Genomic DNA, 18,846 nt, shown 5'->3' with positions numbered 1-18,846 from the left:
CCGGCGGCGGCTCAGCCGCGCAGCGCGTTCAGCCGTCGCCGGGCGGGACCCAGGGCCCGGGCGCGGTTCATGATCCCGGCCCAGGGCCGGGTGCGGGCCTGCTCGACGGCGTCCGCGATCGTCCAGCGGCGGGCGTGCAGGGCGGGGTCGTCCAGTTCGTCCCAGGAGACGGGTGTGGCCACGGGCGCGCCGGGCCGGGCGCGGACGGTGAAGGGCGCCACGGCGGTCTGGGCGTAGGCGTTGCGCTGGATGTCGAGGTAGAGCCGGTCCCCGCGGTCCTTCTTGCGGGCGGCGGTGGTGAGCCGGTCCGGATGGGCCGCGGCCAGGACCTCGGCCGCGGCCCGTGCGAACTCCCTTACCTCGTCAAAGTCCTGACGCGCCGTCAGGGGCACCACGACGTGCAGTCCCCGGGATCCGGTGGTCATGAGCGCGGAGGGCAGCCTCAGTTCGTCGAGCAGCTCGCCCACCAGCCGGGCGGCCTCGCGGACCGCCTCGAAGTCGTCACCGGCAGGATCGAGGTCGAAGACCATCCGGTCCGGCCGGTCGACCTGCCCGGTCCGGGAGAGCCAGCGGTGCAGGGTGAGGGCGGCCTGGTCGGCGAGGTAGACGAGGGTGGCCGAGTCGTCGCAGACCGTGTGGCAGACGGTGCCGCCCTCCTTGCCGACCTCGACGCGGCCGACCCACTCCGGGTAGTGCTCCGGAGTGTTCTTCTGCATGAACCGGGGCCCGTCGACGCCGTCGGGGTGCCGCTCCAGCATGAGCGGGCGCCCCCGCAGGTGCGGCAGCATGAACGGGGCGACGGCGCGGTGGTAGTCGACGAGATCACCCTTGGTGTACTCCGGCGCGCCGTCCTCGCCCGCGGGGAACAGCACCTTGCCCGGCCGGTGGACCTCCACCGTGCGGCGGCCCGCCCGCACGGTCCGCGCGCCGTCGCGCCCGCTCACGGCACGATCGCCTGCTCCACCAGCATCCGTCCGGCCGCGGCGATGGACTCGGCGTCGATCCCCGCGGCGTGCAGTTCCTCGGCGGGGGTCGCGGAGCCCGGCATCGTCCCGACGGCGAGCCGCACCAGCCGGGGCACGGGGCGGCCGTCGCAGAACGCGTCGAGGACCGCGTCGCCGATGCCGCCCTCCCGGCGGTGGTCCTCGACGGTGACCAGGCAGCCGGTCTCCTCCGCGGCCCGGCGCAGGGTGGCCAGGTCGACGGGCTTGACCGAGTACAGGTCGATCACCCGGACCGGGATGCCGTCCCCGGCGAGGGCGTCGGCCGCGGCCAGCGCCTCGTGCAGGGTGACGCCGGCCGCCACCAGGGTGAGCCGGTCGCCGTCGGAGGAGCGCAGGACCTTGCTGCCGCCGACCGGGAACTCCTCGTCGGGGCCGTAGACGACCTTGCTCTCGCCGCGCGAGGTGCGCAGGTAGCGGACACCCTCCAGGCCCGCCATCTCGACGACCAGGCGCGCGGTCTGGTTGGCGTCGCACGGGTACAGCACGGTCGAGCCGTGGACGGCCCGCATCATCGCCAGGTCCTCCAGACCCATCTGGCTGGGCCCGTCCTGGCCGATGGCGACACCCGCGTGGGAGCCGACGAGGTTGATGCCGGCGCCACTGACGGAGGCCATGCGCAGGAAGTCGAAGGCGCGGGTCAGGAACGCGGCGAAGGTGGTGGCGAACGGCACCCAGCCGCGTGCCGCCATCCCCACGGCCGCGGCGACCATCTGCTGCTCGGCGATGTAGCACTCGAAGTAGCGCTCGGGGTGGTCCTTGGCGAAGAACTCGGCACGCGTGGAGTCGCCCACCTCGCCGTCGAGGGCGACGACGTCGCCGCGGGCGGTGCCGAGCGCGGCCAGCGCCTCGCCGAAGGCGTTGCGGGTGGCGACCTCGTCACCCGGCTCGTAGCGGGGCAGCTCGGTCTGCCCGGTGCCGGCCGAGTGCAGCGACCGCGCGTCCTCGGGCTCGTGCACCGTGACCCGCAGGTCGCGCGGGCCGCCCAGTTCGGCGACGGCCTCCTCGGCGTCGGGCAGCGGCTTGCCGTGGTGGCCCTCGCGGTCCTCGACCGCCTTGACGCCCTTGCCCTTGAGGGTGCGGGCGATGACGGCGGTGGGCTGGCCCTTCGTGGACAGGGCCTCGCCGTAGGCGCGGTCCACGGCGTCGACGTCGTGGCCGTCGACCTCGATCGTGTGCCAGTCGAAGGCGCGGAAGCGGCGCGCGTACGCGTCGAGGTCGTGGCCGTGCCGGGTGGGGCCGCGCTGCCCGAGCCGGTTGACGTCGACGATCACGGTGAGGTTGTCGAGGTGCTCGTGCCCGGCGTGCTCGGCGGCCTCCCACACCGATCCCTCGGCCATCTCGCTGTCGCCGCACAGCACCCACACGCGGTAGTCGTTGTGGTCCAGGCGCTTGCCGGCCAGGGCGATGCCGACGCCGACGGGCAGGCCCTGCCCGAGCGAACCGGTGGCCGTCTCGACCCACGGCAGCCGCTGCGGCGTGGGGTGGCCCTCCAGGCGGCTGCCCTCCTTGCGGAAGGTGAGCAGCTCCTCGTCGTCGATGGCGCCGGCCGCCTTGTAGGCGGAGTACAGCAGGGGCGAGGCGTGTCCCTTGGAGAGCACGAAGCGGTCGTTGCCGGGGTGGGCGGGGCGCGCGAAGTCGTAGCGGAGGTGGTTGGCCAGCAGTACGGCCATCAGGTCGGCGGCGGACATCGACGACGTCGGGTGCCCGGAGCCGGCGGCGTCCGCCGCCCGTACGCTGTCGACGCGCAGTTGCTGTCCGAGGTCGACGAGTTCACCGGTGTTCATGAGTCTCCTTCCGTGCGGCGGCCGTCGGTGCGTTTGACCGGGCCGGGGGCGATGTCGGGTCCGGGGGGCGGCTGGTTCGCCGGGGGTTCGGGGCCGGGGTCGGCGGGCGGGCCCGCGGCCCGGGTCGGTCCGGACGGGGCGGCGGCCCGGCCTCCGCCGGACGCCCGGGACGTCTTGCGCGCCTTGCCGGAACCCCGGGCGGGGCCCGTACCGCCGCCTTCCCCGGCCCGACGCGGCTTACCGGCGGCACGGGGCGGGTGCGGCTGGTTCTTGGCGGGCTCACCACCGGGCTGATTCTTCGCGGGCTCACCGCCCGGTTGGTTCTTGGCGGGCTCACCGCCCGGCCGGTTCGTGGCGGGCTCACCGCCCGGCCGGCTCTTCGCGGGCGCGGTGCCGGAGCCCTTCCCGGGCGTCCCGGTCGGCGCCGTCTGCTTCGCGGCCCGTTCCGGGTGCCCGGCCACCCGGGCCACCTCCGGTGACGCCGACTCCAGCGGTACCGACCAGGAGCGGACGAGGCCCAGCTGCACCGCCTGACGGGGCAGTACCGCGTCCAGCAGCCAGTCCGCGGCCACCCGGACGCGGTTGCCCGGCATCGCCGCGAGGTGGTAGCCGCGGGTGACCGCGCCCGCCGCGGGGCCGGACATCGGCAGGCCGAGGGGGTTGGCGGCGGCCTTGGCCCCGCCGAGGTCCACGACGAACCCCAGGTCACGGTGGCGGTAGGGCCGCCGCTCGCCGATACCGAGCGACGCGGCGACGTTCTGCGCGCAGACCTTGCCGTGCCGCCAGGCGTGCTGCGCGGTCATCGGCGTGAACTGGCCGGGTTGCGTCAGGTCGGGCACCGCGGCCACGTCTCCGCAGGCGAACAACTCGGGGCGGCCCGGCACCTGGAGGTGCGGGTCGACGAGCAGCCGGCCGCGTTCCACCGGCAGCCCCAGGGACTCGACCAGCGGGTCCGGCCGCACGCCCACGCACCACACCAGCGTGCGCGTGTCGACGCTCGTACCGTCGGTCAGTACCACCCCGTCGTGCGTGGCCTCCTTCACCGAGGTCCCCATCCGCACGTCGACACCCCGCTGCCGCAGTACCCGGTCGGCGGTGCGGGAGAGCCGTTCGTCCATCTCGGGCAGCACCCGGGGCGCCACGTCCAGCAGCATCCAGCGGGGCCGCATACCGGTGCGCATGGGGTGCTTGCGGACCTGGGCGTCGGTGTACATCGCGCCGTGCGCGGCGACCTCGGTGCCGGTGTATCCGGCGCCGACCACGACGAAGGTGCACCGCGCGGCGCACTCCTCGCGGTCGTCGGCCGCGGCGGCCAGCTCCACCTGGCGCGTCACGTGGTCGCGCAGGTACAGCGCCTCCGGCAGCCCCCGGAAGCCGTGGGCGTGCTCGGCGACGCCCGGGACGGGCAGCAGCTTGTTGACGCTGCCCGCGGCGAGCACCAGCCGGTCGAAGGGCAGGGTGCCCTCGCCGCCCTCGGGCCCGGTGTAGTGCACGGTGTGCTCGTCGAGGTCGATGCCGTCGGCCTCGCCCAGCACCAGCCGGACGTGCGGCAGCGAGCCCGAGAGGGACACGGTGACCCGGCGCGGCTCCAGGATTCCGGCGGCGACCTGCGGCAGCAGCGGCAGGTAGAGGAAGTAGTCGGTCGGGTTGAGCAGGGTGATGTCGGCCTGGTGCCGGGTGAGCCGGGACAGGGTGCGGGCCGTCCGGTACCCGGCGAAACCGGCACCGACGATCACGATGCGGGGTCGGCTCACGGTTCGCCTCCGGGCTGTCGCGTACCTCGTGAGCCTTCCGCGTCCCCTTGACCAGGGCACCCAAACGTCGCGAGCAGGCGGGTTTCCGGCACTGTGTCCGCGTACGGCGGCTCAGCCGCGCTCGCGCGGGCCCTCGGCGTCGGTGCCGTCCTGGCGCGGCGCCACCGGCCCCGTACCGCCCGGTGCGGGTGTGCCCGCCGGGGCGGTGGGCGCGACCGGCGGCATCGGCGGCACCTCGGGCGCGACCGGCGGCACGGGCGGCGCGTCACCGCCGACGCCGTGGCCGGACCCCGGCCCCGACGGGTGGGGCCGGGCCGCACCGCGCAGCAGATACGCGGCGACGCCCAGGAGGGCGGCCGTGATCAGCGCGGCGGCCCAGCCGGGCAGTACCAGCGCGAGCGCCAGGCCCACGGTGAGCGCGACGGCCGCGCCCGCGTACAGGGCGGCGGCACCGGACGCGGCGTACAGCGTGGCCTTGCGGCGCTGCTTGCGGGTCTGTTCGCGCAGCTCGTCGCGCACGGTCTCGCGTGCCACCTGTGCCAGTTCGTCGACCAGATGCTTGTCCAGGTGTTCCAAGTGATCCATGCGGTCCATACCTTGCGGGTACCCGGGCCCGGAACTTCCATGGCCGGGGCGCGAGTCGGACCCGGCGCCCGCCAACTAGGCTCGTCCTCATGGACATTCTGGGAGCCACACTGCGCGTCTACGTCGACGATCTGGACAAGGCGATCCCCTTCTACGAGGGTCTGGCCGGCGGCCGGGCCATGCGTTCCGAACGCGGCGGGGTCGAGGTCGCCGCGGTCGGCTGCTTCCTGCTGATGAGCGGGCCCGAGTCCCAGCTCGAGGTGTTGCGCAAGGTGGCGGCGACGATCGCGGTGACGGACGTCGAGGAGACCCAGCGGGTCCTCACCTCGCTGGGGGGCGACGTCATCGCCGGTCCGGTCCCGACGCCCGCGGGCCGCAACCTGATCGCCCGGCATCCGGACGGCGCGATCTACGAGTACGTGGACCGGCGGGCGTAGCCCCGGGCCGGACGAGGCTCACCTCACCCCCCGTCCGGCCGCATCCGGAAGTCGTGCCGGGCCGGGAGCGGTTCGTCGCCGAGCCGCGCCCACAGCGCTCCGATGCTCTCGTCGCCCTCCCGCAGGTCGGCGACCTCGAAGCCCTCGTCGAAGACGGCCCGCGCCTCCTCGCGCCGGCCCTCGGCGGCCAGCAACTCCCCCTCGGCCAGCCGGAACCGGCCGCGGGCCCGGGTCGCGGGGTCCAGCCGCTCCCACACGGCACGGGCGTCGGCGGTGCGTCCGACCGCGAGCAGCGCCCCGATGGCCTCCCGGCCGAGGGCGGCGGCGACGGCCGTCCACCGTTCGTCCCGGTCCGGGGCGTCCGCGTCTGGAGCGCCCGCGGGATCCGGTCGGCGCTCGCACAGGTCGTCGAAGGCCTCCGCGTACTGGTCGGCGGCCCGCTCGGGGTGGCCGTCCGCCTGGTCGGCGGCGGCGAGGCAGCGCAGCAACGGCCAGCGGTCGGCAGCGTCCTTGAGGCCGCGCTCCCAGCTGCGTACCGCCTGGGCGCGGTCGTCGCCGTGCCACTGGGCGACCCCCAGGTGGTACTCGGCGAGCGGGGTGGCGGCGGTGGTCTCCAGCATGTCCCGCCAGGGCCGGGCGACCAGGGTGGCGCCGGGCGGCTCGTGGCGTCCGGTGTCGGGGAGGGTCCCGGCGCGCAGCAGGTGCAGCCAGGGTTCCTGCTCCGCGCCGAGCGTGTCCTCACCGAACGGGGTGCCGGGCAGCTTCCAACCCGCGCGCAGCGCTTCGAGCGCGCCCCAGCCCGAGCCGGTGGCCAGGCGCTCGCCGGGCTCGGTGTCGGCGTGAGCCCGCCAGGCCTCGTACGCGGCGTCGACGTCGGCCCGCGGCAGGGCGCTCTCCAGCCGCTCCTCCGCGCCGCGCAGCACGGTGTGCCAGTCGCCGTCGTCGGGCGAGGCCTCGAGCGGGCCGTAGGCCTCCAGCCAGGACACCTCGCTCTCCGCGTCCAGCCCGACGTGCTCCAGCTGGGTGCGGGCGAGGCCCGCCTGGATCTCGCAGTAGCCGCCGGTGCCGGGCTCGGTGAGCCACTCCTGCCAGCGGCGCCCGCCGGGTCCGGTGCCCCACACGAACAGCTTCCGGCCCCGCAGCACGTCGGTGGAGGTCTGCGCCAGCCCGTGGCCGTGCTCGTCGAGCGCGGCGATCCAGCGGCGCCGGCCGTCCGGCACGTCGTAGAAGTAGTCGGCGGCGTAGGTGCTGTTCAGGGGGTACGTCCGGTCGGTGCCGTCGTACTCCGGGACGGGCACGCGGCGCAGCCGCCGCTCGTAGCCGAAGTGGTACGCCTCGTCGGCGGGGGCGAGGACCCGGCGGTCCTCGGGCACGGCGATGTTGGACCACCAGTAGGCCGGCACCGGGCGTTCGTGCGGATTGCGGACGCGGACACCCACGTACAGGAAGTCCGAGCCCTCCGGGAGCCACAGGTCGACCTGGAAGGGCAGGTCGCGCAGCCGCTCCCACTCCCACAGGCGCAGCATCTCGCCGCCGTCCGGGGCGGGCACGCGCGCGGCGTGCACGGGGGAGCAGGAGAGGGTGGTGTGTCCGGTGGCGCCGATGTTCCACTCGATGCCGCCGGAGAACCAGGCGCCGTTGAGGGCGAAGTTGGCAGGCTGGAGGACGGGGTTGACGTAGAGGAGTTCGCGGTCCGTCGGCTTGTGGTGCAGGGAGGCGATCCGGCCGCCGAGCGCGGGCAGCACGGTGGCGCGCAGCCGATCGTTCTCGATGACCAGCGCGTCCAGTTCCCGGGCCTCGCGGGCGCGTCCGTAGCCGTCGCGGACCATGACGGGCAGCAGGCTGCGCAGCGGCTCGTAGTCGACCTGGCGGGCCATGTCGCGCGGCAGGGCGGCCCGGTCCCGGTCGTCGATGCGGTGGGCCTCGTCCAGGGGGCGCAGCGGCGGCAGCGGGTTGTCCGGGCCCTGCGGCGCGGCGGGCAGGGTCAGTACCTCACGTCGGATCATCGTCACGGTTCCCCATGGAAGCCGCTCCCCGGCGCGGTGAACAGGGGCGGAGCCGGTCACCGTGGCGCGACGTGGCTCACGTTTGACTCCGTGGGGCGCGGTGCGGGCGGGGGTTTGAGGCCGGGCGGTCGGCGGTCAACCGGAAGTCACGGTCTCGGCGGTGATCGCCCAGCGCTGATGGTCGCGCCAGTCCCCGTCCACGTGCAGCATCCTCGGTGAGAAGCCCTCCAGGTGGAAGCCGCAGGAGCGGGCCAGCGCGATCGAGGCGGCGTTGCCCGGCTGCACGTTGATCTCCAGCCGGTGCAGCCGCATCGGCCCGAAGGCGTGCCGCACCACGAGGCCCAGCCCCTCGCGCATCAGCCCCCGGCCGGCCGCGTGTGCGAAGGCGCCGTAGCCGAGGGCGCCGCTGAGGAAGCCGCCCTCGACGATGTTGTTGATGTTGACGAACCCGGCGATGGCCCCGCCGTCGCCGGAACCGCCCGCCCTGTCCTTCTCGCAGATCAGGAACCCGGCCTTGGTGGGGTCCTCGATCAGCCGGGCCGCGTAGGCGTCGTACGCCTGGGGGCTGTCCGGCGGGAAGAGCCAGGGGTGGTGCAGGTCCTTGCTCTCCCGGGCCCGGGCGGTGAACTCGGCGGCGTCCGCGTAGGTGAAGTGCCGTATGCCCACGCGAGGGCCCTCGGCGAGGTGACGGGACGGGGTGTGCGGCATGGGGTCAGCCTAAAGGGCCGACGTCATCAAAGATTTCTTTGATTCTGCCAACATTCATTGTGCTGACGGCAAACCATTGTTAGGTTCCCGTCCCATGGCGAACGAGCACCCCGGCCCCGCGGCCGGCATAGGCGGACGTCTGCGCCGCCGCAGAAGGGCCCTCCACCTGACCCTCAAGGACGTGGCGGACCAGTCCGGAGTCACCGAGGGCTACCTGTCCCAGGTCGAACGGGACCAGGCCAACGCCAGCGTGCGCACCCTCCAGCGGCTGTGCGAAGTACTCAGACTCAACGTCGGTGACCTCTTCGCCGCGGCCGGTACCGCGGCCAACCCCGTACTGCGCTTCCGCGACGCCCACGGCATGTCGTTCGGCGAGGGTGCCACGAAGATCAAGCTCACCCCGTCGTCCTTCGACCACCTCGAGGTGCTCCTCGGCCACTTCGCTCCGGGCGGGTCCACCGGCGTCGAGCCCTACACGCACGGCAGCTCCGAGGAGATCCTCCTGGTGCTCTCCGGCGAGGTGGAAGTGCAGATCCACGACCAGCTGCACCGGCTGTCGGCCCTGGACTCCGTTCACTACCGCAGCAGCGACCCGCACCGCGTCGCCGAGACCACGGGTGTCGACGAAGCCCGGGTCCTGTGGGCCATGGCGCCACCCACCTACTGAGCCCCCCAACCGCCGCACCGCACACCGACCCAGCACCTCACCACCGGGAACTCGCCCATGACTCCGTACCGCAACGGTCAGATATCGCACTGGATGACGGCGGCCCGCACCGCCGCGGACCCGGGCCACGAGGCCCACCGCACGACGACGGACCTGCCCGGCCAGGAGCAGGACCTCGTCATCGTGGGCGGTGGTCTCACCGGATTGTGGGCCGCCTACCACGCGATCGCGGAACGCCCCGAAGCGCGGATCACCGTCGTCGAGGCCAAGGAGGTCGGCTACGGCGCCTCCGGGCGCAACGGCGGCTGGCTCTCCCCGCTCATCCCCGGCAACCGGGCCGTCTACGCCAAGGCCGCGCGCCGGCGGGGGCGCGACGGAGCCGCGGCCGTCGTCTCCTTCCAGGAGGAGATGCACCGGTGCATCGACGACACCCTGCGCACCCTCGAACAGGAGGGCATCGAGGCCGACCAGCACCGGGGAGGGCACCTGCGGGTGGCCACCACCCCCGCGGCGATGAAGCGCCTGGAGACGACCTACGCCGCGGACCTGTCCCACGGATACCCCGCGCAGGACCTGGAGCTTCTCGACTCCGAGGCCGTCAGGAAGCGGATCGCCGTCCAGCCGGCCCTGGGCGGCCTGCTCACCCGCAGCACCGTCCGGATCGACCCGGCCAAGCTCGTCCACGGCCTCGCGGCCGTCGTACGGGCCAAGGGCGTGCGGATCTGCGAGGACACCCGCGCGACCCGCATCGCGCCCGGCGTCGTGACCACATCGCGCGGCACCGTGCGTGCCGGAACCGTCCTGGCCTGTGTCGAGGCCTACTCCGGACAGATCGACAGCGACGCCCGCGGCCTGGGCGCGCGCGACGTCATCCCGGTCAACTCCTCCATGGTCGTCACCAACCGGCTGCCCGAGGACGTCTGGGAGCGCATCGGCTGGGACGGCCGCGAGTGCCTCGGCGACGCGGCGCACACCTTCGTCTACGCACAGCGCACCGCCGACGACCGCATCGCCATCGGCGGCCGCGGCACGCCGTACGCCTTCAACTCCGGCACCCCCGGCGAGGGACGGGTGGACGCCCGCACCGTACGCACGCTCAGCGAGCGGCTCCGCCTGTTCTTCCCGGACATGCCGTTCTCCATCGAGCACGCCTGGCGCGGTTCCATCGGCGTCACGCGCGACTGGTGCGCCGGCATCACCTTCGACCGGGCCACGAGGATCGGCGTCGCACGCGGCTACGCCGGGCACGGTGTGACCGCCACCCGGCTCGCCGCCCGTACCCTGCTCGACCGGGCCGAGCACCGCGACACCGCGCTGACCCGGCTGCCGTGGAACGAGCACTACTCCGGACGCTGGGAACCCGAACCGCTGCGGTGGACGGGCGTCCACGGCATGTACCGGCTCTTCGGCATGGCCGACCGCTGGGAGGAGAGCCGGCACTCCCGGAGCACCTCGCTCATCGCCCGTTTCGGCTCCCGGCTGGCAGGACTGAGCGAATGAAACCGACACCGCAGCAGCACGCCACGCCCGCGCCCCCGACATCCGAGAGGACGGCCGAGCAGGCATCCGCCCAGACGGACCGGAGCGCCACGCGGCGCGGCCTGTGGAGCATGGCCTTCACCGAACTGTGGGAGCGTTACTCCTTCTACGGGCTCCAGGGCATCCTCTCGTTCTACCTGCTCTACGAGCTCGCGGACGGCGGGCTCGCCCTGGACCCGGCCATCGCGTCCGGCGTCGTCGGCGCCTACGGCGGCGCCGTCTACCTGTCCCAGATCCTCGGCGCCTGGCTGGGCGACCGGCTCGTCAGCCCGCAGAGGATGGTGCTGTACGGCGCCTGGGTCATCACCTGCGGACACCTGGTCCTCGCCTTCGCGCCCGGTATCACGGGCCTCGCCATCGGCCTGGTGTGCATCGTCCTGGGCACCGGCGCGCTCAAGACGAACATCACCTCGATCGTCGGTTTCGTCCTCGACCAGCACGCCGACGAACGCTACCGGGACGCCGGCTTCTCCTACTTCTACATGGCCATCAACATCGGTGCCGTCGTCGGCCCGCTCACCACGGGTCTCGCCCAGAACGAACTCGGCTTCCACTACGGATTCGGGCTCGCGGCGATCGGCATGGGCGCCGCGCTGGCGCAGTACGCCGTCTCCATGAAGCACCTCCCCGAGCGCGCCCGCACGGTCAACAACCCCCTGCCCGCCAGGCGCCGACCGCTCGCGGCCGGTGCGGCGCTGCTCTTCACCGTCGCCGTGGGCAGCGCGGTCGGCACCGGAGTCCTGCGGCCGGAGAACCTGTCGACCGTGGTGACCGTCGCCGCGCTCGTGGCGGCCGCCGCCTACTTCCTGACCATGACCACCTCGCCGTCCGTCAGCCGCGACGAACGCCGCCGCATCCTCGGCTATCTGCCGCTCTTCCTGGCCTCCGGGGTCTACTTCGGCTTCCTCTTCCAGAAGTTCACCGCCATCTCGATCCTGATCACCGAGCGCATCGACCTGCAGATCGGTGGCTGGACCTTTCCCGTGGCCTGGATCACCACCGCCAGTCCGCTCGCGGCGGTGCTCATCACGCCGCTCGTCGCACGGTTGTGGAACAGGCTGGGTGAGCGCCAGCCCGGCCCGGTGACCAAGGTCGCCATCGGCCTGACCCAGATCGGCTGCGCCTACCTGTTCCTGCTCATCGTCTCCGAAGCCACCGGAGACGCCGAGATCCCGCTGTTCCTGATCCTGCTGTTCATGATGATGGCCGGCTCCTCCGAGGTCTTCATCGGTCCCATCGGCCTGTCCCTGGCCACGCGCATCGGTCCCGAGAAGTTCCGCTCCCAGATGGTCGGACTCAACTTCCTCACCCTCGCCCTCGGCTCGTCCCTGGCCGGACTGCTCGGTCAGCTGTTCACCGCGATCGACAACGCCTCGTACTTCACGATCACGGCCGTCTGCGGCATCGGCATCGGGCTGACCCTGTTCGCCGTACGGCGACCGCAGGGGCGGATGCTCGAATCCGGGCTGCGACGGTGACCGGGCGGCGCGCGGACCGGCGTCAGCGCAGTGCGGGCCGCTCCAGGGTCAGGGTGCCCGCGTCCGCGTCGAGTTCCGCCGCTACGCCGAAGGGGACGGTCAGCGCCCCCTCGCAGTGCCCGAACCCGAACTCCTCGACGACCGGGACGCCGAGGCCGCCGAGCCGGTCGGCCAGCAGGGGCCGCAGCCGCTCGTACGGCTCGCACTCCTGCCAGGAGCCCAGCAGCACCCCGCCGACCCCGTCCAGCCAGCCCGCGCGGAGCAGCTGGGTGAGGTAGCGGTCGAGGCGGTACGTCTCCTCCCCCACGTCCTCCAGGCACAGCAGCCCGCCGCGCGCGGAGGGCCGGGCGTGCGGGCTGCCCAGTTCGGCGGCGAGCAGGGCGAGGCAGCCGCCGAGGGTGACGCCCCGCGCCCGGCCGGGGACCATCGGGGAGCCTCCGGACGCGATCACCCGGACGGTGTCGGGGGCGAACAGGCTGGCTCTCAGGTGCTCCTGCGCCCGCGCGTTCTTGATGAAGTCGACCCCCGCGGCCATCGGACCGTGCAGCGTGACCAGCCCGAGGCGGGTCGCGAACGCCTCGTGCAGGGCGGTGATGTCGCTGAAGCCGACGAACACCTTCGGCCCGGCCGCGCGCATCGCCTCCCAGTCGAGCAGGTCGGCCATGCGCTGGACGCCGTACCCGCCGCGGGCGCACAGCACGGCGTCCACGGACGGGTCGCACCATGCGGCCTGGAGGTCGGCGGCCCGGTCGGTGTCGGTGCCCGCGAGGTAGTCGAAGGTGCCGTGCCGGTCCAGGACGTGCGGTGCCACGACCGGGTCGAGGTCCCAGCCGCGCAGGACGTCCAGACCCGCCTGGAGCCGCTCCTCGGGCACCGGCCCGCTGGGCGCGACGACGGCCACCCGGGCGCCGGGGGCGAGCCGGTCCGGCCGGGTCAGTTCCACCGCGCCGGTCACCGGGTCAGCTCCAGGGTGGGGACGCCCTGCGGGTCAAGACCGAAGACCTGCGCGTAGAGGGAGAGTTCGGCCTCCAGGGCGCGCACCATGGTCTCCGCCCGGCGGAAGCCGTGCCCCTCGCCCTCGAAGGTGAGGTAGGCGTGCGGCACCCCGCGGCCGGCCATGCGGGCGAGGAACCGCTCGCACTGCACGGGCGGGCAGATCACGTCGTCCAGGCCCTGGAGCAGCAGGAACGGGGCGGTGACCCGGTCGGCGTGCTCGGCGGGCGACCGCTCGGTGTACCGGCCGGGCACCTCGGCGTACGGGCCGATCAGGCTCTCCAGGTACTGGGACTCGAAGTCGTGGGTCTCCCCCGTGCCCCAGCCGGTCAGGTCGAGGATCGGGTAGCTGACCGTGCCGCAGGCGTAGACGTCGGTGGTGGCCAGGGAGGCCGCGGAGGTCCAGCCGCCCGCGCTGCCGCCGCGCACCGCGAGCCGCCGCCGGTCGGCGGTGCCCTCCTCGGCGAGGGCGAGGGCGACGGCCGCGCAGTCCTCGACGTCGACCACGCCCCACTGCTCGCGCAGCCGGTTGCGGTACTCCCGGCCGTGCCCGCTGGAGCCGCCGTAGTTGACCTCGGCGACGCCGATGCCGCGGGAGGTGAAGTAGGCGATCTCCAGGTCGAGGACGAGCGGGGAGCGGGTGGTGGGACCGCCGTGGACCCAGATGACGTACGGCGGCAGGGTGCCCTCCGGCGCGCGGCAGCCGGGGTGGTGCGGCGGGTAGAGGTGCGCGTGGATGTCGCGGCCGTCCGGGCCCGTGAAGGTGCGGATCTCCGGCCGGGGGTAGTACGCCGGGTCCACGACGTCCTCGTGGGGCGAGCCGATCACGCGGGCCCGGCCGGTGCGGGCGTCCAGCTCGACGACCTCGTAGCCGCTGTGCGCACCGGCGCCGACCCCTGCGACCCGCTCACCGTGCGCGGCCAGGGCGGGCGCGAACTCGGTCCAGGGGCCGGCCGCGTCGACGACCTCGCCGGTCTCCGGGTCGAGTATCCCGAGGACGGCGGCGCCCCGGCCGTGCAGGACGGCGATGAGTCCGCTGTCCAGGGGCGTGAACCAACGCTGCCCGAGCTTCCACAGCGGCCCGCCGAACTCCTCGTCGCGGGCGCACAGCGGCGATCCGTCGCGGTAGAGGTTCCACCAGCCGGTGCGGTCGGAGGCGTACAGCAGGGCGCCGTCCGGGGCCCAGTCCACTTGGGTGACCGACTCCTCGGGGCCGCCGGCGGCGGTCCGGGTGTCCCGGAAGGTGCCGTCGGGGCCGATGTCGGCGACGATCAGCTCGGTGCCGTCCCAGGGCATGCGCGGGTGGTCCCAGGCGAGCCAGGCCGCGCGCCGCCCGTCGGGCGAGACGCGGGGTCCGGTGACGAAGCGGTGCCGTGCGCCGGTGAGTTCGCGGAGCCGGTCCCGGTCGTCGGCCGCCGAACCGTCCAGCGGCACCGCGACCGGGAGGCGGCGCACGTCGGTGGGCCCGTCGCCGGTGAACTCCTCCAGGACGCACCACACCTCGCCGCGCTCGGGGCGCAGCTGCGGCTCGACCCAGCGCAGCCCGCCGCCGACCGGGGAGACGGGCGTCAGCGGACGCGGTTCGGCACCGCCCGGCCGGTAGGCGTACAGCCGCTGGTCGGCGAAGTTCACGAAGACCACCAGCGGACCGGCGTCGGTGGTGACCGCGGCCCACGGCCGGCCGCCGTACTCGATGACGCGGCTGCGCACGTTCCACGGCGGGGGCAGCACCGGCTCCTCGGTGCCGTCGGGGTGCCGCCGCACCAGCGCGCGCCGCCCGCCCTCGGTGGGCCGGGGCGCGGTCCACCACACCTCGTCGCCGACGAAGCCCACGTCCTCGGGGCGCCCGTCGTGCGCGGCGGCGAGCGCCGCGTCGATGGGCGAGGGCCAGGCCCCGTACGCAAGAGTCCGCACTGACTCTCCCCTCTCTCCAGGCCCCGCTAGGCCGTGCGCAGGAACCGGTCCAGGACCCGGACGCCGAAGTGCAGCGCCTCGACGGGCACGCGTTCGTCCACACCGTGGAAGAGGGCCTGGTAGTCGAAGCCCTCGGGCAGCCTCAGCGGCGCGAAGCCGTAGCCGGTGATGCCGAGCCGCGAGAACTGCTTGGCGTCCGTGCCGCCGGACATGCAGTACGGGACCACGTGCCCCTCCGGCGCGAACTCCTCGACGGCGGCGCGCATCCGGGCGTACGTCGGCGAGTCCACCGGCGCCTGCAGGGCGACCTCGCGGTGCGCGAACTCCCAGTCCACGTGCGGCCCGGTGAGCCGGTCGAGGGTGTCGCGGAACTCGTCCTCGCCGCCGGGCAGGAACCGCCCGTCGACGTGCGCGACGGCCTCGCCCGGGATGACGTTCAGCTTGTACCCGGCGTCCAGCATGGTCGGGTTGCTGCTGTTGCGGACGGTGGCCTCGACGAGCTTGGCCGCGGGCCCGAGCTTGTCCAGCAGCGCGTCGACGTCGCTCAGGTCGCTCTCGATGCCGTAGACGGCGGCGATCTCGGTCAGGGCGGCACGCACGGTGGGGGTCAGCCGCAGCGGCCACTCGTGGCCGCCGATGCGGGCGACGGCCAGGGCGAGCCGGGTGACCGCGTTCTCCGCGTTCACCTTCGAGCCGTGCCCGGCCCGTCCGCGAGCCGTGAGCTTGAGCCAGCCGGTACCGCGCTCACCGGCGGCGATGGGATAGAACTGCCGCCCGGCCCCGTCGTGGAACGTGAACGCCCCGGACTCGCTGACGCCCTCGGTGCAGCCCTCGAACAGCGGGGCGTGCCGGTCGGCGAGGAAGCCGGAGCCGTCCTCGGCGCTGGCCTCCTCGTCCGCGGTGAAGGCGAGCACGATGTCGCGCCGGGGCCGCACCCCCGCGCGGGCCCAGCCGCGCACGACGGCGAGGATCATCGCGTCCATGTTCTTCATGTCGACCGCGCCGCGCCCCCAGACGACGCCGTCGCGGATCTCCCCGGAGAAGGGGTGCACGCTCCAGTCGGCGGCCTCGGCGGGCACCACGTCCAGGTGACCGTGGACGAGCAGCGCGTCGGCCGACGGGTCGGTGCCCTCGATGCGGGCCACGACGTTGGTGCGGCCCTTGGTGCGCTCCAGCAGCGTCGGCTCGATCCCGGCCTCGGCGAGCCGCGCGGCGGCGTACTCGGCGGCCGGCCGCTCCTGGCAGTCGCCGCCGCCCCGGTTGGTGGTGTCGATCCGGATCAGCTCGGAGGTGAACCGGACGACCTCGTCCAGTGCCTCCGCGTCCGTCCCCGCGTGCTCAGCCATACTGCTCCTCCACCGCCGCCGAGACGATCGTGGTGACCGCCTTGAACGTCCGGATCGCCTCGAACATGGTGTCGTGGGTGTACGCCACCTTCCGCTCCCCCACCTGCGCCACACCCGGCACCACGGTCGCGGCCGCCGCCAGGTGCTCGGCGTCGAACTCCAGGGCGACGGTGAACGGCCCGCCGCGCACCGGCTCGTACCGCACCGCGAGCGCCGTCGCCTCCTTGGCCGCCGCGCGGATGTCGGCGGCGGTCCTGGCCGGCGTACGGCACACGGCCGCGTACCGCGACACGTGGTCCTTGACCGCGACCTTCCGCGCCTCGGGCGCGTAGCCCAGCGCGTCCTCGCAGGCCACGTCGTCCCCGGTGACCAGCACGACCGGCACCCCGTACTCGGCGACGACGTGCGCGTTGAGCAGACCCTCACTGGCCCGTACGTCGTTCAGCCAGACGCCCGTGATCTGGTTGGCGAGGTAGGTGTGCGCGAGGACGCCCTCCATGCCGGCGCCCGCGTGGTACCCGATGAACGCGATGCCGTCCACGTCCCCGTGCTGGACGCCCTCGACCATGGACAGCGTCTTGTGCCGCCCGGTGAGCATCTGGGTCCGCTCGTCGAGCCGCTCCAGGAGCAGGTTGCGCATGCTCCAGTGCGCCTCGTTGACCAGCACCTCGTCGGCCCCGCCGTCGAGGAACCCGAGCACGGCCGCGTTCACGTCGGAGGTGAACATGGACCGGCACCGCTCCCACTGCGGCGTCCCCGGCAGCACGTCGGCCGGCCAGGTGACGCCGGTGGCGCCTTCCATGTCGGCGCTGATGAGGATCTTCATGCGGAGGACGCTACATGGCGCCGAAAACGCTGGCCAGGGGCCACACGACAGCCACTGGTCCATACCACTCGGGCGGCCGCTTCCGGCCGTCTCGCGGTCGGACGGCGGTATCGGGAACAGCCGGACCGGCCCGCGCGGTTGGATCCGGCGGAGAGACCGGGGGCGCCGCGCACCCGGAACGAGACGTACTTACGCAGGAGGACTGCTTCATGACCGACCGGCCCCTGACGCTCATGGCCGTGCACGCCCACCCCGACGACGAGGCCACCGGAACGGGCGGCATCCTCGCGCGGTACGCGGCGGAGGGCATCCGCACGGTTCTGGTGACCTGTACCGACGGCGGTTGCGGTGACGGACCGGGAGGTGTCAAGCCCGGCGACCCCGGGCACGATCCGGCGGCCGTCGCCCGGATGCGCCGTCAGGAACTCGAGGCGAGCCGTGCGGCCCTCAAGATCAGCGATCTGGAGACGCTGGACTACGCCGACTCGGGAATGATGGGCTGGCCGAGCAACGACGCTCCCGGCTCCTTCTGGCGGACGCCGGTGGCGGAGGGTGCCGCCCGGCTCGCGGAACTCATGCGGCACTACCGTCCCGACGTGGTCGTCACCTACGACGAGAACGGCTTCTACGGCCACCCCGACCACATCCAGGCGCACCGCATCACCATGGCGGCGCTGGAGATGACCGAACTGACTCCGAAGGTGTACTGGACGACGATGCCCCACTCGGCGATGCGGCGCTTCGGCGAGATCATGAGCGAGCACCAGGAACACATGCCGGAGCCGGACCCCGCCGAGGCCGCCGCGATGGCCGAGATCGGTCTGCCCGACGACGAGGTCACCACGTGGGTGGACACCACCGCGTTCAGTGACCAGAAGTTCGACGCGCTGGCCGCGCACGCCAGTCAGGGCGAGAACATCTTCTTCCTCAGGATGGGCAAGGAGACGTTCGGCGAGCTGATGGGCACGGAGACCTTCCTACGCGTCCGGGACACCACCGGCTCAGCCGTCCCGGAGAACGACCTCTTCGCCGGACTGCGCTGATCCGCCCCCCTGACCACAGCCGGACTGGCTACACCGCCCGGGCTCCCGCCACCACCCACGTGGAAGGCAGCTCGATGCGGACGCCGTCCGGCGTGTACTCCGTGGTGATCAGGGGGAGTTCGCCGGTCGCCAGGACGGTGAGGCCGGCCGTGCGCAGGTGCTCCGGTACCGCCTCGTCGGGGACCGCGCCGGGGGTGAGGCCGTGCCGGAGGACGGGGGCGAGTTTGGCGGGCGGGCCGTCGGGGCCCTGGGCCAGGTCCGCGAGGACGGTGCGGGCCGCCTGCGCGGGCTCCACCAGGAAGGCGCGGCCGCGGGCGCCGAGGAGGGCGGCGAGGGCGTCGGCGAGGGGCTGCCGGTCGTCGGGCTCGCACTGGTGCAGGACGCCGCGCACGTAGAGGTTGGCGTCGCCCAGCTCGGCGTGGAGCGTCTCCGCCTCGGCCTTGTCGGCGGCGTCCAGCTGCCGGTACGTCGCCCGGCCCGCGGGGTCGGCGCGGCGGGCGTGGTCGAGGGCGGCGGTGGCGAGGTCGGCGCCGACGACGTGCGGGAAGCGTTCGGCGAAGTAGCGGGTCTGGGTGCCGTTGCCGCAGCCGAGGTCGATCAGCGGCAGGGCGGGGTCGGTCAGGTGGGGCTCGAAGTGGGCGAGGTGGCGGCCGGCCGTCAGCACCGGCTCCGCGTCCCAGAACACCGCCCCCTGGCTCCCGGGTGCCTCGTTCCAGAAGCTCTCCCAGGCTGCCCGGTACCGACTCGTCACGCTCATGCCCG

Annotated in this window: 16 protein-coding genes; 5 read left to right on the top strand and 11 right to left on the bottom strand. The window is 73.7% G+C overall.

The window, feature by feature from the left end:
• Positions 1 to 11: 11 nt before the first annotated feature.
• From ligD to ACFC1X_RS01915, 4 genes are all read right to left on the bottom strand, one after another.
• A complete protein-coding gene (gene ligD, locus ACFC1X_RS01930) occupies positions 12 to 944 on the bottom strand; it encodes a non-homologous end-joining DNA ligase (protein WP_376347886.1) in 933 nt (310 codons plus the stop codon).
• Positions 941 to 2,788: a transketolase gene (locus ACFC1X_RS01925; protein WP_376347884.1), complete on the bottom strand. Its 1,848-nt coding sequence runs from the start codon at positions 2,786 to 2,788 to the stop codon at positions 941 to 943. Before ACFC1X_RS01925 ends, ligD begins: the two co-directional genes overlap by 4 nt.
• Positions 2,785 to 4,542 (bottom strand): FAD-dependent oxidoreductase, encoded by a 1,758-nt coding sequence (locus tag ACFC1X_RS01920; RefSeq protein ID WP_376347882.1) that lies wholly within the window; start codon positions 4,540 to 4,542, stop codon positions 2,785 to 2,787. The genes ACFC1X_RS01925 and ACFC1X_RS01920 overlap by 4 nt, the downstream gene beginning before the upstream one ends.
• 111 nt (positions 4,543 to 4,653) lie before the next feature.
• Complete coding sequence (locus ACFC1X_RS01915) at positions 4,654 to 5,136, bottom strand: phage holin family protein (protein ID WP_376347880.1); 483 nt, start codon at positions 5,134 to 5,136, stop codon at positions 4,654 to 4,656.
• An 80-nt stretch (positions 5,137 to 5,216) separates the two neighbouring features.
• Here ACFC1X_RS01915 and ACFC1X_RS01910 point away from each other — a divergent pair, with 80 nt between their 5' ends.
• Positions 5,217 to 5,564: a VOC family protein gene (locus tag ACFC1X_RS01910; RefSeq protein ID WP_376347878.1), complete on the top strand. Its 348-nt coding sequence runs from the start codon at positions 5,217 to 5,219 to the stop codon at positions 5,562 to 5,564.
• 23 nt (positions 5,565 to 5,587) lie between these two features.
• Here ACFC1X_RS01910 and ACFC1X_RS01905 read toward each other — a convergent pair whose 3' ends face one another.
• Positions 5,588 to 7,570, bottom strand: a complete 1,983-nt coding sequence (locus ACFC1X_RS01905; RefSeq protein WP_376347876.1) for a DUF5107 domain-containing protein — start codon at positions 7,568 to 7,570, stop codon at positions 5,588 to 5,590.
• 135 nt (positions 7,571 to 7,705) lie between these two features.
• Entirely contained in the window at positions 7,706 to 8,278 is a 573-nt protein-coding gene (locus ACFC1X_RS01900; protein ID WP_376347874.1) for a GNAT family N-acetyltransferase, read from the bottom strand.
• Between the two features lie 94 nt (positions 8,279 to 8,372).
• Between ACFC1X_RS01900 and ACFC1X_RS01895 the strand changes: the two genes are divergently transcribed.
• From ACFC1X_RS01895 to ACFC1X_RS01885, 3 genes are read left to right on the top strand one after another with little or no spacing between them, the layout of a single operon-like run.
• A complete protein-coding gene (locus tag ACFC1X_RS01895) occupies positions 8,373 to 8,945 on the top strand; it encodes an XRE family transcriptional regulator (RefSeq protein ID WP_376347872.1) in 573 nt (190 codons plus the stop codon).
• A gap of 57 nt (positions 8,946 to 9,002) precedes the next feature.
• The gene (locus ACFC1X_RS01890) at positions 9,003 to 10,445 is read left to right on the top strand and encodes an NAD(P)/FAD-dependent oxidoreductase (RefSeq protein WP_376347870.1); all 1,443 of its coding nucleotides are present in this window, start codon (positions 9,003 to 9,005) and stop codon (positions 10,443 to 10,445) included.
• Entirely contained in the window at positions 10,442 to 11,962 is a 1,521-nt protein-coding gene (locus ACFC1X_RS01885; protein WP_376347868.1) for a peptide MFS transporter, read from the top strand. Before ACFC1X_RS01890 ends, ACFC1X_RS01885 begins: the two co-directional genes overlap by 4 nt.
• A gap of 22 nt (positions 11,963 to 11,984) precedes the next feature.
• Here ACFC1X_RS01885 and ACFC1X_RS01880 read toward each other — a convergent pair whose 3' ends face one another.
• The 4 genes from ACFC1X_RS01880 to ACFC1X_RS01865 are packed head-to-tail and all read right to left on the bottom strand — an operon-like array spanning position 11,985 to position 17,041.
• Positions 11,985 to 12,917 (bottom strand): LD-carboxypeptidase, encoded by a 933-nt coding sequence (locus ACFC1X_RS01880; RefSeq protein WP_376347866.1) that lies wholly within the window; start codon positions 12,915 to 12,917, stop codon positions 11,985 to 11,987.
• A complete protein-coding gene (locus tag ACFC1X_RS01875; protein ID WP_376347864.1) occupies positions 12,914 to 14,869 on the bottom strand; it encodes a prolyl oligopeptidase family serine peptidase in 1,956 nt (651 codons plus the stop codon). Before ACFC1X_RS01875 ends, ACFC1X_RS01880 begins: the two co-directional genes overlap by 4 nt.
• Before the next feature lie 26 nt (positions 14,870 to 14,895).
• Complete coding sequence (locus ACFC1X_RS01870) at positions 14,896 to 16,215, bottom strand: M20/M25/M40 family metallo-hydrolase (RefSeq protein WP_376347862.1); 1,320 nt, start codon at positions 16,213 to 16,215, stop codon at positions 14,896 to 14,898.
• The gene (locus ACFC1X_RS01865) at positions 16,208 to 17,041 is read right to left on the bottom strand and encodes a M55 family metallopeptidase (RefSeq protein WP_376347860.1); all 834 of its coding nucleotides are present in this window, start codon (positions 17,039 to 17,041) and stop codon (positions 16,208 to 16,210) included. The genes ACFC1X_RS01870 and ACFC1X_RS01865 overlap by 8 nt, the downstream gene beginning before the upstream one ends.
• A 209-nt stretch (positions 17,042 to 17,250) precedes the next feature.
• Here ACFC1X_RS01865 and ACFC1X_RS01860 point away from each other — a divergent pair, with 209 nt between their 5' ends.
• Positions 17,251 to 18,084 (top strand): PIG-L family deacetylase, encoded by an 834-nt coding sequence (locus ACFC1X_RS01860; protein WP_376347858.1) that lies wholly within the window; start codon positions 17,251 to 17,253, stop codon positions 18,082 to 18,084.
• Between the two features lie 28 nt (positions 18,085 to 18,112).
• On the opposite strand, the gene ACFC1X_RS01855 is transcribed toward ACFC1X_RS01860, so the two are convergent.
• Complete coding sequence (locus tag ACFC1X_RS01855; protein ID WP_376347856.1) at positions 18,113 to 18,841, bottom strand: class I SAM-dependent methyltransferase; 729 nt, start codon at positions 18,839 to 18,841, stop codon at positions 18,113 to 18,115.
• Positions 18,842 to 18,846 lie beyond the last annotated feature (5 nt).

Source organism: Streptomyces sp. NPDC056128, assembly GCF_042263835.1.
Lineage (GTDB): Bacteria > Actinomycetota > Actinomycetes > Streptomycetales > Streptomycetaceae > Streptomyces.
The sequence above is the reverse complement of the archived record's forward strand: the minus strand, read 5'-3'. Positions and strand labels throughout refer to the sequence as shown.